Source organism: Bartonella sp. AC535YNZD, assembly GCF_042196625.1.
Lineage (GTDB): Bacteria > Pseudomonadota > Alphaproteobacteria > Rhizobiales > Rhizobiaceae > Bartonella.
The window spans coordinates 176630-192115 of record NZ_JBHIQP010000001.1; the positions used below are offsets into that span (position 1 = coordinate 176630).

Genomic DNA, 15486 nt, shown 5'->3' on the forward strand with positions numbered 1-15486 from the left:
TATGCAACAAAGTCAAATACAAAGGGTGGTGGATGATTTACTAAAAAATTATCCGAAAAAATTTGATCTTTCTTTAGAGCGTATTGTTCACCTTTTAGAGCGTCTTGGTAATCCACATTTAAAACTTCCACCTGTTATTCACATCGCTGGAACAAATGGCAAAGGATCTGCCTCCGCAATTTGTCGTGCTCTTTTGGAAAGTGAAGGATACTGCGTTCATGTTTATAGCTCACCTCATCTTGTCAACTGGAATGAACGCTGCCGGTTAGGTCAAAAAGGAGGTGGTCAACTTGTTACAGAAAACCAATTGGCAGAGACAATCCGTGAAATTATAAAAGTAAATCGTCAAGAGCCGATTACTATTTTTGAAATTTTTACAGCCGCTGCCTTTATGCTGTTTAGTATACATCCAGCTGATGTTGTTATTTTAGAAGTTGGATTGGGAGGACGTTTTGATGCTACCAATGTCGTTAACAAAACAGCTGTATCGCTTATTATGCCCATTGATTATGATCATGAGAATTTTCTTGGAAACACAATTGCTCAAATCGCTTTTCAAAAAGGGGGGATTATAAAACCAAACGTTCCAGTGGTCATCGGAAAGCAGAATTATGAAGAAACTCTTGCTACTTTAATACCCCTTGCCGATAAAAATAAAGCATCTTATGCTCTCTTTGATCAAGATTATCAAAGCTATAAAGAACATGGACGTATGGTTTTTCAAAACCATCAAGGTCTCATGGACCTTCCTCTTCCTAACCTTATTGGAGACCACCAAATTGCTAATGCTGGTGCATCTCTTGAAGCAGTTTATCAAGCGGGTTTTCAACTTTCAGAACAAACCATAAATGACGCTTTGAAGAATATTTATTGGCCCGCACGAATGCAGCGTCTTACCCAAGGGCTTTTGGTTGATCAACTATCTCCTGATATTGATTTATGGTTAGATGGTGGTCACAATCCTGCTGCAGGAAAAGTTATTGCGGCAGAACTTACACAATGGAGAAAAAAAACAGATCGTCCCATTATTATGATTGCTGGCATGCTTAATACCAAAGATGCTGTCGGTTATTTTCGTCCTTTAGCAAACCTTGTCGATAAAGTATATACGATACCGCTTATTAACAATGACGCCAGTCTCTCTCCAATAAACTTAGCTGAATCAGCCCAAAAAGCAGGAATCTTTGCTACTCCACAAGCACATCTACAAGATGCTTTGTATAAAATTAAAATGGAATATAAAGAGGCTATTGTCCTTATTAGTGGTTCTCTTTATCTTGCGGGTGATATTTTGCGTGACAATAAAACACCACCGTGCTAGATAATTAGCTATTTTTAAAGCTTTGAAAGATAGACCTTTTAATCATGCAACTTGATTGTGCACTTTATCAACATCCTAAACTCATTACTGTTTTTGGCGGATCCGGTTTTGTAGGACGACATGTCGTTGAAACTTTGACTAAGCGGGGATATCGCGTTCGCATCGCTGTTCGTTGTCCACAAAAAGCTTATTACATGCTACAAATAGGAGAAGTAGGACAAACCCAAATGCTTAAAACAGATATCAAGCATCGTGCCTCTGTTGCACGCGCATTGCTTGGAGCTGATGCAGCAGTGTTTTTACCCGGTAGCTTAAAACAAGCAAATCAATCGAATTTTAAAAGCACACAAATTGATGGTGCTTACAATGTTGCTGAATTAACAGTAGAAGCTGGTATTCCTCTCATCTATATGTCGACTCTTGTGGCTAGCGAAAACACTGCATGTCTTTATGCACGTGTTAAGTTTATGGGTGAACAAATCATTCATAACAAGAATCCTCAGGCAATTATTATACGTCCATCCATTATCTTTGGACCAGAAGATTGTTTCTTTAATACCTTAGCAGATTTGTCACGTTTTTTACCAATTATGCCTCTTTTTGGAGGTGGGAAAAGCAAATTGCAACCCGTATATGTTGGTGACGTTGCTGAGTTTATAGCACGTGCTTTAGATGGACAGGTAGCTTGGGGAAAAAAATATGATCTTGGTGGTCCCCAGATTATCACCCTCCAAAATGCTCTTGAAAATATACTTAAAATCATTCATCGTAAAAAAACAATCCTATCTATGCCTCTTTCTGTCGGTCTATTGATTGGAGGAGTTTTAGGAACGATTGGTAAGTTGCCTCTTGTGCCAACGCTCGTAACAGCCAATCAAATACGCTTTTTGCAAATGGATAACATTGTTTCTAAAGAAGCTATAGAGAATGGATATACTCTAGAAGGAGTAGGAATTACTCCTAGAGCAATGACTGCATTCTTGCCAAGTTATCTCTGGCGATTTCGTCCACATGGTCAATTTTCCCAAAACCTACTCGTCTAGAATAAATTCTTCTAAAACTGAGTTAATTATTTGATTTATAATTCATAGTGCGTTGTTAGCGGTTTTAAAATCAGAGTGTTCAATAGAGTGATGTTTTTGCATTTTTAATGCTCCATTTAGTATCACAAAACATGTTTCCTCGCACATCTATAGTATTTTGATAAAAACTGTTGGAAACAGGAGAAAAGCACTTCTTATAAACTGTCTTTATCCAAGAGCAGGTGCAACATTGGAATCCTAAAGAACCGATCCTGAACTGCCTATCCATAAACATGATAATCTATGGCTTTGCATTTATATTATTTTGCCAAAAAGCTTAATAATGAGATTAAAGTAATTCTTCCTTTTTCAAAAACCGCATAAGTGAGTAGAATACGAGTATACTACTTTCGATATTATCCCATAAAAATCGATATAAAAACTGTAAAGCAATGCACCATTTTTATTATTTAAAAGGTATTCCCTCTGGAAACTTTTAAAAGCTTTAAAGTTACGTGAAAAGGATAGAATTTTGTTTATATAATAAAACTTATCATGAAGATCTCCTACTCTGTCAGTAACATCACTACTCAGATCCATAAATGCATATTTGTTGCACAAATTTATGGAGATTTTAAAAGAGCTTTTTCACATAAAGAAGTCCTCTTCTTGTCTTGCATTTTTTTTTAATTTCTCCTACCGTCTTGGAAAAAATTATTTTAAAGGAATGAAGAATGGCAGCTCAAGATTTTGTTGTCAAAGATATTGCACTTGCCGCTTATGGTCGTAAAGAACTTGATATTGCTGAAACTGAAATGCCTGGTTTGATGGCTTGTCGTAAGGAGTTTTCTTCCAGCCAACCTTTGCGCGGAGCGCGTATTTCTGGCTCATTGCATATGACAATTCAAACAGCTGTTTTAATTGAAACATTAAAAGCAATTGGCGCCGATATACGGTGGAGCTCTAGCAATATTTTTTCTACGCAAGACCATGCAGCAGCAGCTATCGCCGCAACTGGCATTCCTGTATTTGCCGTTAAGGGTGAAACATTGGAAGAATATTGGACTTATATAGATGCAATCTTCCAATGGCCAGATGGTAATCCTTCCAATCTTATTTTAGATGATGGAGCTGACGCCACAAACTATATTTTAATGGGAAGTCGTGCAGAACAAAATAAAGATATTTTATCGCATCCCAAAACAGAAGAAGAAGAAATTTTTTTCAAACAAATACAAAAGCGTATGGATGCAACGCCAGGTTTTTTTACACAACAGCGCGCAGCAATTAAAGGTGTAAGCGAAGAAACCACAACAGGTGTAAACCGTCTTTATCAGTTACAAAAAGAAGGACTTCTACCTTTTCCTGCTATTAATGTTAATGATAGCGTCACTAAATCAAAGTTTGATAATAAATATGGATGTAAAGAATCATTGGTCGATGGTATTCGACGTGGAACAGATGTGATGATCGCTGGTAAAACTGCCATTGTCTGTGGTTATGGTGATGTAGGAAAAGGTTCAGCAGCATCTCTTTCTGGTGCTGGGGCTCGTGTTAAAGTAACAGAAATTGATCCTATCTGCGCTCTTCAAGCCGCTATGGATGGCTATGAAGTTGTTAATTTGGATGATGCTGCTTCCAGTGCTGATATTATCATCACGACAACAGGCAATAAAGATGTTGTTCGTTTAGATCATATGCGACAAGTAAAGGATATGTGTATTCTTGGAAATATTGGTCATTTTGATAACGAAATCCAAGTCGCTGCCCTTAGAAATTTGCCATGGACGAATATTAAACCACAAGTTGATATGATCACCTTTCCCGATGGAAAACGCATCATTTTGCTCTCTGAAGGACGATTGTTAAACCTCGGCAATGCGACGGGGCATCCTTCTTTTGTCATGTCAGCTTCGTTTACCAATCAAGTTTTAGCGCAAATTGAACTTTTTACCCGTACAGAACACTATACAAATGAAGTCACTGTTTTGCCTAAACATCTTGATGAAAAGGTTGCACGTCTACATCTGGATCGGTTAGGAATAAAATTAAGTGTTTTATCAGAAGAACAAGCCGCTTATATTGGAGTCTCACCACAAGGACCTTATAAACCAAACCATTACCGTTACTAATACGTTTCCTTGGGTTAAAAAAGGGAAAGATGTCGTGCTCAGCTTTGGTGACTATAACCCCAAAGAAAAAACTCAAAAAGAGATCCGAATCTATACGTATATACTTTGCCTTTTTTTCTTTTTTTCTCCAACATGCGCTTTTTCTCAGTCATTGGAAGGTTATTTACCATTTTTCTTCACTTTGCCGAATGGTCCATGGCTGCTTTTAGCGCTGTGTGGAGGAATTTCTTGTGCTTCACTTCTCTCATGTATAGCTGTTACCGTGCGTGCAAAAAAAACTGCACAGAAGCCTTTGAAGATAATTCAGGCAAATTTTTCTGAAAAACTTAAATATTATGAATGGCTTCTGGAAGAAACCGAGCAATTCCTTCTTATTTGGGAAAATCCAACAACCTTACCCCATGTTGTTGGTGCTCTTTCCACATTGCAAAAAATAGGAATCGATCAGAAAGATTTTCAGCGTTTTGAGCTCTGGGTTGAAGAAAATTCTCTGCGAGAACTTGATTATGCATTGACTCAACTCCGTTGTAAATGTCACCCTTTTGATCTTTCTATCACCACCACAAACAATGTACTGCTACAAGTTACAGGAGTCATCGCAGGAACAGTCGCCATTGCTCGTTTTCAAGATATCTCAAAACAACAGAGTGAAAATGCTCGTTTACAGAAAGATATCGCCCGCCTTCTTACTGAACTGAGAATGCAGCGTAATCTTCTTGATCTTATTCAAGAGCCCGTATGGATAAAAGATTGTGAAGGAAAAGTTTGTTTTATCAATCGCGCCTTTAGAGAAATGACAGACTTTCGTGAAGACAGTGATGACGTGGGGGATCTTTTCAATGAAAATACACAACGCAAAACAGATGAAACAGAAACAATTTTTCAAGAACATGTTCATACGGTTATTGGTGGAGAACGGCACCGTTTTCATCTCACACGTATTACAACAGCTGAAGGGATGGCAGCTTTTGCACGTGATGACAGCGCCTATGAAAATCTTGCTCATGAATTAAGATATGTTCTTCAAAGTCATTGTGAAACACTTGACCAAATTTCAACAGCTGTAGCCATTTTTGATACAAACCAAAAATTAAAATTCTGTAATCACGCTTTCAAAATTTTATGGCCGTTGGAGAGTTCTTTTTTAGAAAGTGAACCAAGCCATACATTGTTTCTTGAACGTTTACGTGAAAAGGGGCTCATTGCTGAACACCCTGATTGGCGCGCATGGAAAGAAGAACTTTTAAAAGCCTATTGGCAAACAGAATCGAACCAACAAATTTGGAATCTTCCAGATGGGCGTACGGTGCGTGTTGTCTCGAACCCTCATCCACAAGGAGGTGTCACTTGGCTTTACGAAAACCTTACCGAAAAAATTGATCTTGAGCGCCGTTATAATACACTTATTAAAATACAAGGTGAAACACTTGATAAACTTTCTGAAGGTGTGGTCGTTTTTGGTACTGATGGACGCCTTCGCTTATCGAATCCTGCCTTGTCGAAATTGTGGTCTCTTCCTTATAATTTACTGGTAGAAGGAACCCATATTACACAGTTACAAAGCCATTGTTCAGCCTTAACCTTGGGGCAAGAATGGGATCAATTTACCAAGTTCATTACCGGTTTTGCTGAAAAACGTGAAACATTTTCAGGTCGTATAGATCTTAAAAATGATATGATTATTGACTATACTCTGGTCCCTCTTCCTAATGGACAAACGATGCTTACTTTTGTGAATGTTACGGACACTGTCCATATTGCGCGTGCTCTTCAAGAAAAAAATGAAGCATTAGAAAGTGCTGATCGTTTGCGTAATGAATTTGTCCAACATGTTTCTTATGAATTACGCACACCTCTCACCAATATTATTGGATTTTCCGATATTTTACGTGATCAAATTTTCGGTTCTATCAATGAACGTCAACAAGAATATCTTGAACACATTCATTCAGAATCAGGAACTCTTTTAAATATTGTTAACGATATTCTTGATCTTGCTACCCTTGATGCAGGCATTATGGAGTTGGACATAAAATCGGTTAACATTGCCGATGCTATGATACAAGCAGTAGCACGTGTAGAAGATCGCCTTAATGGACGTCATATTACGCTTTTACAACAAATTTCTCCTTCCTTAAATTCTATTTCTGCTGATGAAAAGCGCTTGCATCAAATTTTTGTGAATGTCCTGAGTAATGCTATTAATTTTGCAACGGAGGCGAGTACTATTGAATTTTGCGTTGATGAACAAGATGATAACATTGTCTTTAGCGTTCACAATCAGGGCTCTGACATCCCAGAAGATGTCCTTGATCGTATTTTTAAACGTTTTTCTTCCCATTCACACCATGGTGGGCGTGCGGGAGCGGGTCTTGGCCTTTCCCTTGTAAAAAGTTTCGTTGAACTACACGGTGGACATGTTGAAATTCTTACCGGTTCTGGAAAAGGAACAACAGTTAAATGTTTTTTCCCACTCTCCAAAGGAGATACGATTTTTTAATTTTAACCTTTATGATAACAAAAATTTTTCATCCATTTCATGGAACTTTTAATGAATTTTAGTTTTTTTCTTGAAAATGAAGAGGCAACAAAGCTTTTTTCACAAAATTTAGCTCTTTCTTTAAAGCCAGGAGATCTTGTAACGCTGCAAGGAGATCTTGGAACTGGAAAGTCAACCATTGCACGTACAATCATTCAAACACTTGCGAACGATAACACTATGGATGTTCCAAGCCCTACTTTTACTCTTGTGCAAAGCTATCAACTTCCAAAGTTTGAAATTATTCATGCTGATCTTTATCGCCTTTCTATGGCAGAAGAAATTGATGAATTAGGGCTTCATGAAGCTCGTGAGAAAAATATTTTACTTGTTGAATGGCCAGAAAGAAATACAGCTCTTTTAGAGCTTGCCACTTTTGCACTCACCTTACATTATAAAGAACATGGGCGTCATGTAACAGTTAAATCAGCGCAACATTCCATTGAATGTTTGCAACAGTCTTTCGCAATTCGTACATTTTAAAAAAAACATGGACATCATCATTTTTAATTTGATAATACCTCAGTACTACCTATGAAATTTGAGATGATGGACAACATAAAGAAGGCTTCAATGGAGGCACCAACCATGGAAGATGAAGTGAAATGCTGACTCTTTCATATAACAATGACATAAATTGCAAAGAATAGTCGTTAATTTATAGGAATTCATCAATTTATTTTAGAGAATCTGATACCTACAATTTTGATTTTAGAGAATAGTATAAGAGAATTTTAAATTGAAGTGGTACCCCTTTAGAAGAGCATTATATAACCTGTAGTGAATTGCTTGTTTCTTTCTGCTTAAAAATTGTGAGCTTCAAAAAAGTAATTTGCAAAGTTTTTGCTTAAAATCTCCTTTTATTGTTGAAAGCACTATCTATCTCAATAGTCTTATCTAAGAAGAAAATATCATTCACTTAAATATTCGTTGGCATGCATATAAACAAGGAATTGCCTACATTGTTCATACAGGACAATTTTTTGATAAAAAATGATCTATTGAATTACGTATAACAGTGTGGATTCTTAAAATCATTTAAATTTTTGATTTAATTGAATTGCTATTACAATGTATTACAGAAAAGGAATGTAAAAAAAATCAAAAGGAGAGACTAAAATTTCTCTCCTTTATCGTTACTGTGTATGGCATTAACTAAGGCCATTTTTTATCCACTCAGAAAGACGTCCTTTAGAGGTAGCGCCAACCATATTCGATGAAATATTTCCATTTTTAAACATTAGTAATGTAGGGATAGAACGTACTCCGTATTGGGTAGCCAGTTCCGGATTTTCATCAATATTTACCTTAGCAATTTTAACTTGATTTTGCATTTCTATTGAAATTTCATCCAAAATTGGAGCAATCACTTTGCAAGGGCCACACCATTCTGCCCAAAAATCAACCACAACAGGGGTGGAAGAGGTTAGAACTTCACTTTCGAAATTATCCTTATCAACTTTTATACACGTCATTGATTTATCCTTTATATTCACTTTTTATAGATTGGTATAATAACAATTCATATCAAGTTATTGCAAAGATAAATTATTAAAGGACTTTTTTACATCAGAGATTGTGCGTTGTGTTTGTTTGAGCGATTTTATGAAAGTAAATAAAGTGTAAAAATGCTTTGCAAGGAAAAGACTAACTTATAAGGCAACTTCACTAAGAAATGCCTCAAGTTTTTCTGGAGAAAGTTTGAAAATTTTGGCTTCTTTACTATAGATAAGCAGAGCTTGTATATCTTTATCGGGATGAATAGCTTGCAATAATTTTCGATAAAGAGCCATTTGCAACCAATGATGGGAAGCAATAGCGGCTTCATTTTCTGGTGGGGTTCCTGTTTTAAAATCGGCAAAGATAATGCTGTTTTGCGTGATGTAGAGACGGTCAATTTGACCAGAGATTACTTGTTCTTTTCCACGAATTTTTACAATGCCCATTAAGGAAACCTCAGCACGTGAATGCTCAGAAAAAAGGGGTTTGAGATAAACATGATCTAATATTTTCCAAATATGGCAAAGAGCATCTTCTCTTTGGCTCTCATGCCAATGAGAGGCTTTGATATTGAGATAGTTTTGAGCATAATCTCGACGTTTTTGTGGGGGACAATCGGGTAAATATTGTAACAATCGGTGAATGAGATTACCATATTCAATGGAAAAAGCTCTGTTTGTGTTCGTTTCTCCTAAAACAGGTGAAATAGTAAGTTGTTTTGGACTTGAGGAAGGTTCTGTATCAGCTTCAATAGAAAGGCTCGCTACTGAGGGTTTTAACGGTTTTGGGAGAATTGGTTCTGCTGGTACTTTATGAGAGAAAAAATCTGGTAGAGGTGGAAGTGTTTGGCACTCAGAACGAGAGGCTTCCTGATTTATTGAGGCAGAAGAAGAATCTGTGATACAATAACGCCAAGCTGCAATATCTTCTGCAGGGCCTTTTATAGAAACCGCATGAGGTTCAAGAGCTTTTTTTACCAATTGTAACCATGTATGAGATGGCGTTTTCTGACTTTTATATCCACAAATAAACAAGCGATCTTCAGCGCGTGTCATTCCTACATAAAGAAGGCGCCTATATTCTTCTTCTGCACGCTCTTTTAAACGCAAAATTGCTTGTTTAGAGGGCATTGTATCGAATTCTGCATTAGGGCACCAGATAAAAGCTTGTTGATCACTCAAATGTGCATTGTTCAAGGGAACTTCAAGCAAGTGAGGTGAATGCTGAGGATGCCAGATTGCACTACCAGGATCAACCAGAAATACAACGGAAGCTTCCAGTCCTTTTGCAGCATGAACAGTCATGATGCGAATTTCTTCATGATTTTGGTCAAACTCACGTTTAATTTCTGGTTCACTGACACTTAATGTTTCCAAAAAAGCTTGTAATCCTGGTAACCCCGTTTTTTGAATCGCGAGTGTGTAGTCCATAAAAGCATCAAGCACATCATTGGCTTCCGAGCCTAAGCGCGCTAAAATTTTTTGTCTTCCCTTATCATTATTCAGAATATGGCTATAGAATTCGAAGACTGGTATTTTATCCACTAAAGTACGATAATGGTTCAGCTTTTCAAAAGCATCTTTAAAAGATACCCGCGATGATGTATGCGTACACAAACTTTGCCAAAGAGAGCCAGTGCGGTGTGCGGCAAGCAGATAGAGTTCCTCTTCACTAAGAGCAAAAAGGGGACTTTTTAAAACACAAGCAAGAGAAAGATCATCTTGTGGCTGCAAAACAAAACGTCCGAGTGCCATTAAATCACGCACGCTCATATGTTTTATAAGCTGTAAACGGTCTGCACCAGCGACAGGTATATTGCGTTGTTTAAGGGCACGAGAAAGCGCTAGGGCAAATTGATCACGCTTACGAACCAAAACCATAATATCACTAGCACGCAATAACCGCCCTTTTGCTGGAAGCATTTCTCCTTTTTGTAACCAGCCTGCAATAGTTTCAGCAACTTTTTCTGCCAAACGTACTGCTGGTGTATCTAAATGATCAACAGTTACATGCCAATCATCAGGAAATTCGTCTTTTTCTTTAGAAATAGCATCCCATAAAATAACTTCACCTGGACTGTGAGTACGGATAGCTTCGTGTATGGTTTTTGTATTTTCTGCCGAAAGCCCTTTATAATTTTCTGGTGTTTCAAAAACAAGATCAACGCTTTTAAGAACATCTGCTGTAGAGCGAAAAGAGTAATGCAGTTGTATTTTTTCGAATTTCTGCTTTGCTTGTTGTGCTTTTTTTTGAATAATTTTCCCATTTGCAGCAAAATTTTCTGGTGCAGCGCCCTGAAAGGAATAAATAGACTGTTTTTCATCTCCAACAGCAAAAAGAGTACGTATATTGTCACGTTGACTATGACCTGTAAAAAATTCTTGCGCTAAAAATTGAATAATTTTCCATTGATCAGGGTTCGTATCTTGTGCTTCATCAAGCAAAATATGATCAAGACCCTTATCAAGTTTATAGTGCACCCATTGGCTTGCACCTTCACGTTGCAATAAATGGAGTGTGCGCTCAATGAGATCATCAAAGTTTAAAAAACCATTGGTTTTTTTTAAATTTGCATAAATTTTGAGATAAAGGGCACAAAGCTGAAAAGCCGCCATATTGAGGGTCGCAACTTTTGCGCATTGATATTTCTCTAAAAGAATAGAAAGCTCGCTTTGTTTATCTTCAAGCATTTGTTGAATAAAAGGCCAAATTTCGTCTGATTTTTTACGAGATAAATTTGAGAAATTCCGTGGCTCACCTTTTGTTGTAAAATAAATATCAGAAATACTATTGAGAATATTTGTCTCATCATGTACCTCTTCTAATTGGGAAAGTTTTACCACCATATCCTTGAAGCTTTGACTGCCATTGATTTCACAATGATTAAGAGCATAAACAGGAAGGCGCGCAATCTGTTGCATTTGTTCCAATAGGTATTGGGTTGTATCATCAGGTGCTAAATCAAACAGCGACCGCAATTTTTCTTCTCCATTTTCAGACAGAAGAGAAGACAAAAAATCAGACAGTTTATGTTGCTTTTCAGCTGCTTCATACAGCAATTGGTTAAAAGTATGTTCACTGATAACCTTAAGCAGCTGTTTTAGAGCGGGTTGTACATCATGATGCTTCAAAAGTTGGCAGCGAGCTTCTTGTAGTAATTTCTTGCGGTTGACATCATCTATGAGTTCGAAATGTCCAGCAATATTGGCTTCTAGCATAAATTGATGCAAGAGAGATTCGCAAAATGCGTGAATAGTCTGTATTTTCAAACCACCAGGTGTTTCTAAAGCACGAGCAAAGAGTTGGCGCGCATAGGTTATTTTTGTTGCACTGATAGGTTTGTTTTCAAACTTCGATAAGATTTCTTTAAGCTGCGCATCATCGAGTTCATTCCAGCTGGAGAGTGTGCGAAAAATTCGTGATTGCATAACAGCAGCGGCGGCTCTCGTGTAAGTAAGGCATAAAATACGTGCTGGAGGTGTACCGTTTAAAAGCAAACGGATAACACGTTCGGTTAGAACATGGGTTTTTCCAGATCCTGCATTTGCAGAAACCCACACGTTTTTTTGGGGATGTGTTGCTGTTGCTTGTGCATCAAGAGCGGCTTCAGGAATAGAAAAAAACGTCATGATTACTCTTCTTTATGAAAACCACTTGACCATTCCCATAAGCGTGCCAGATGATCATAGTCACTTTCATATTGTTTTAACATAGGGACTGCGTGTGAAAGATAGCCTTGTTGTGGATTTTGATAATAAGTTATGAGTGCGATAAGATTTTCCCATGCATTGTTAGCAAGATCAACAGCACTTAGATGAGTTTTTCCGTCTTTTTTCTTTAAAAGAATTGATTGGGATTTAATTTCACCTTTTTTGTTAAGAGGAATGTAAAATAAATTTGAGGGGGTAAAATCTTGAAAATCTGGGAATCCCCCTTGTATGAGTAAAGCTGTTTCTAAAGCCAATTGCGGAAATAATAATTCACGAACTTGTTTTGATGAAGGAGGGGTTCCGGTTTTGAAATCTAGAATTTCAACCGTTTTATCTGGCAAAACATCAAGACGATCAGCACGTCCTGAAAGGGTTACCCCTGTTGTTCCTATAGGGATTTTTTGTGATACCACTTCCGAATATCGCTCTCGCAGTCCTAAACTTTGTTCCCATTGAATAAAACGTGGAGCAAGATTTTCAAAACTATCCCACCAAATTACTTCAATATCCGGTGGAAAATTGAATTTATCAAACTCTTTACGTCCAATAGCAAGCAACACATCTAATGCATTTGCAGCATTTAGATTTTTTATTTGTGTGCAAAAATCTGCAAGAATAGCGTGATAAAGTGTTCCACGTTCAGGAGCGCTAGAATTATGAATAAGGGCTTTAAGTGGTTTGAGCCTTAAGATTTTTTTAGCATAAATGGCATAAGGGTCATACCGTAATATTTCTATTTCAGTAACTGAAAAATGACGTGGACGCATATCAAGAGGTGGTACAGGGCAGGGACGCTTCACCTCAGAAATCATGTTTGTATGATCAAGCATCTTTGCCCAATGAAGGAGTATTTCACCTCGTACACGGATTTGTTTCCAAACTTGTTGTCCTACGACGGTTTCTAAGCGTTGTAGCCAACGTGAAGGAATGGAAGGCGTATGATTAACGCGCAATGCGCGACTCATCACCACTTTATCCATTCCCATCGCCCATTGAAAATCATGCGCGGAAAGACCAATATGCTGCTCTGGTGGCTCCAGAGTTAACATCATTTTCATCGGTCGCGATAAAAAAGCATCATTTCGGGTTGATATCGGCCATGACCCTTCATTAAGACCGCCGATGACCACTGTATCAACCGTTTGCAAACGCGATTCCAAAGTACCCCAGATGAATAAACGTGGATGTCCTCCAGGAGAAGGTGTAACGGAACGCATTGCGATCAATGCAGAAAACATAGCAGGCCATTCGCAAAGATGAAATGTTAATCCTGATTGATCACTGACCAATTCACGTAAGAACTTTGATAAGGCTTGTCCTGCTTCGTGTTGATAAAGATGTGCAAGAGAGTTATCCTCATCGCGACCAAAATTTTCAAAAACTTCAACAGTTGCTATCGCAGCTTCGTTGATGGTGCACTCTTTCTCTTGTTTCATAAGAGATGTTAAAGGTTCAACAGCTGTCCTCAAAAGATGACAAAGGAAACGTGCTTCTTCACATTTCTGCTGATCAAGAGCGTTGATTTCAGAACTATTATGAAAAGATGTTTCAATCCATTTTTCAAGAAATTGATCACATTCGCAAAGATTGATGCGCCCTGTATTCCCTCGAAGAACAAAAAGTTCAAAATTTTCTGCCATTTCCCGTAAACGATGACGGTTTTGTTGGAGTGTTGTAAGGGGATGTTTAAGAAGAGAAAGAAAAGCAATGGGATCATCAGGTTGTAATACATTTTCTAAGATAAGCCGCAAAAGCGTTACAGGCAATGTTTGGGCAAGTGGTATTCCCCCTGAATCATTTGCTTCAATTCCAAATCGTTGTAATTCCGCAGTAACACGGCGTGCTAAATTACGGTCATTTGTAATAAGAGCTGCGGTTTTTTGGGGTTCTTCAATAGCTTTGCGTAAAGCAACAGCAATAGCGAGAGCTTCTTCACGTTCATTGATAGCTTCAATAAATGACCAGTCTGCACAAAGAGCCTCATAATCATCACGGACAATTTGTATCCATTTATCTGTCGTAGAAGCAGGTCGCAATGCTTCCGATAAAAGAGCCATTCGTCTTTTCTTTGTGCTACTTTGTTGGCCAATTTCGCAAACATGGCGACGTTGACACCCCATGAGAGAAAGAAGTTTTTTTAAATGATATTGAGGATGGCTAAAAATATTTTCTGCAGGATCAAAAAAATCGCAAGCTGTTTTTTCTTTATTGCTTGTGCTTAATGCATTCCATTGTTCTTCATCCATATAAAAATCAAGGCCAGGAAGAACAACAGCCCCTTTGGGCAGAGAAGCTATAACCTTTAAAAGATGAGAAACTGCGGGCATAGAACCTGACACACCAGCTGCAATGATCGGTTTATCAGGCTTCGTACGTCGTAAATTCTCTGCATGCATTGTGAGTGCTTGATTACGCCATTCAGCGGGATTACTTCGTTGTCTTTCTGTCAAGATTTGTGGCCAATTTTGCGTAACAATAGTCAGAAAATCGAGCGTTATCTGCCACCATTCAGCGACCATGTCAGGGGCAATATCTTTAAGTTTCGACCAATCTGCTCCTTCTGTTTCAATTTCGTCCATCAAGTGTGCTAAATCTTGAGCAAGCCAAATTGCATCAGCACTATGAGCTGGAATAAGCACATCTTCTGTACCAAACATGGCACGCAGATGCGCAGGTAAATTTTCACGCCATGGACGAATAAGGCGCGCTAAAAGCAGTAGGCGTTCACTTTCTCCAATAGGCGGATTTAAAGCGCTAGTATGATTTTCAACAAAAAGGAAACTGTCTTCATCGACATCTCCTAGAGCACGAATAGTTGGTAAAAAGGTTGAGTGTGTATTACTTCTTTCAACAAAAGCTAAACGCAAAGCGCGCGCAGCACGACGTGTCGGAACATAAATAAGGCTATCAGCAAGAGCAGTTTGAATGTCTCCATTGGGAGCAAAATTATCAATAAGGGTACCAGAGAGCAGTGCATCAACAAAGTGAGGCAAAAAAGCCGTTCCAGAAGATATAGAAAAGACACGTGGCTTATAAGTCATATGATCTCATATTGGGAATAACAAATTTCATCTTATTGATTATTTGCTTTATTTTGACTGTATACAATTTTCATACAAGAAAAAACTGAAAAGCTCTATTTATACAGGAGATTTTTAACTGACATTCAAAATACTTAAATATATGACCTTGTCTTAAGCTATTGTGAAAAAATATATCAAAATTTTAAAAGACGTTACAATTACAAATATATTATAACTTA

General features: G+C 37.8%; 8 protein-coding genes. 5 read left to right on the forward strand and 3 right to left on the reverse strand.

What is annotated here, in order from left to right; genetic code table 11:
• Position 1: 1 nt before the first annotated feature.
• The 5 genes from ACFIM8_RS00615 (at position 2) to tsaE (ending at position 7497) form a co-directional block, all read left to right on the forward strand.
• Positions 2–1321, forward strand: a complete 1320-nt coding sequence (locus ACFIM8_RS00615; protein WP_375614328.1) for a bifunctional folylpolyglutamate synthase/dihydrofolate synthase — start codon at positions 2–4, stop codon at positions 1319–1321.
• 44 nt (positions 1322–1365) lie between these two features.
• Positions 1366–2364, forward strand: coding sequence for a complex I NDUFA9 subunit family protein (locus tag ACFIM8_RS00620; RefSeq protein ID WP_375606121.1), 999 nt, complete (start codon positions 1366–1368; stop codon positions 2362–2364).
• 713 nt (positions 2365–3077) lie between these two features.
• Positions 3078–4475 carry an adenosylhomocysteinase gene (gene ahcY, locus ACFIM8_RS00625; protein WP_375606120.1) on the forward strand — a complete coding sequence of 466 codons (1398 nt, stop codon included), beginning with the start codon at positions 3078–3080 and terminating at the stop codon, positions 4473–4475.
• 34 nt (positions 4476–4509) lie between these two features.
• Complete coding sequence (locus ACFIM8_RS00630; RefSeq protein WP_375607923.1) at positions 4510–6975, forward strand: ATP-binding protein; 2466 nt, start codon at positions 4510–4512, stop codon at positions 6973–6975.
• Between the two features lie 51 nt (positions 6976–7026).
• Positions 7027–7497 carry a tRNA (adenosine(37)-N6)-threonylcarbamoyltransferase complex ATPase subunit type 1 TsaE gene (gene tsaE, locus ACFIM8_RS00635; protein WP_375607922.1) on the forward strand — a complete coding sequence of 157 codons (471 nt, stop codon included), beginning with the start codon at positions 7027–7029 and terminating at the stop codon, positions 7495–7497.
• A 668-nt stretch (positions 7498–8165) separates the two neighbouring features.
• Here tsaE and trxA read toward each other — a convergent pair.
• From trxA to addB, 3 genes are all read right to left on the reverse strand, one after another.
• On the reverse strand, positions 8166–8489 hold the full coding sequence (trxA, locus tag ACFIM8_RS00640; RefSeq protein ID WP_375606117.1) for a thioredoxin: 324 nt from the start codon (positions 8487–8489) through the stop codon (positions 8166–8168).
• A gap of 177 nt (positions 8490–8666) precedes the next feature.
• Positions 8667–12143, reverse strand: a complete 3477-nt coding sequence (addA, locus tag ACFIM8_RS00645) for a double-strand break repair helicase AddA (RefSeq protein ID WP_375614329.1) — start codon at positions 12141–12143, stop codon at positions 8667–8669.
• Between the two features lie 2 nt (positions 12144–12145).
• The gene (gene addB, locus ACFIM8_RS00650; RefSeq protein ID WP_375614330.1) at positions 12146–15265 is read right to left on the reverse strand and encodes a double-strand break repair protein AddB; all 3120 of its coding nucleotides are present in this window, start codon (positions 15263–15265) and stop codon (positions 12146–12148) included.
• Positions 15266–15486 lie beyond the last annotated feature (221 nt).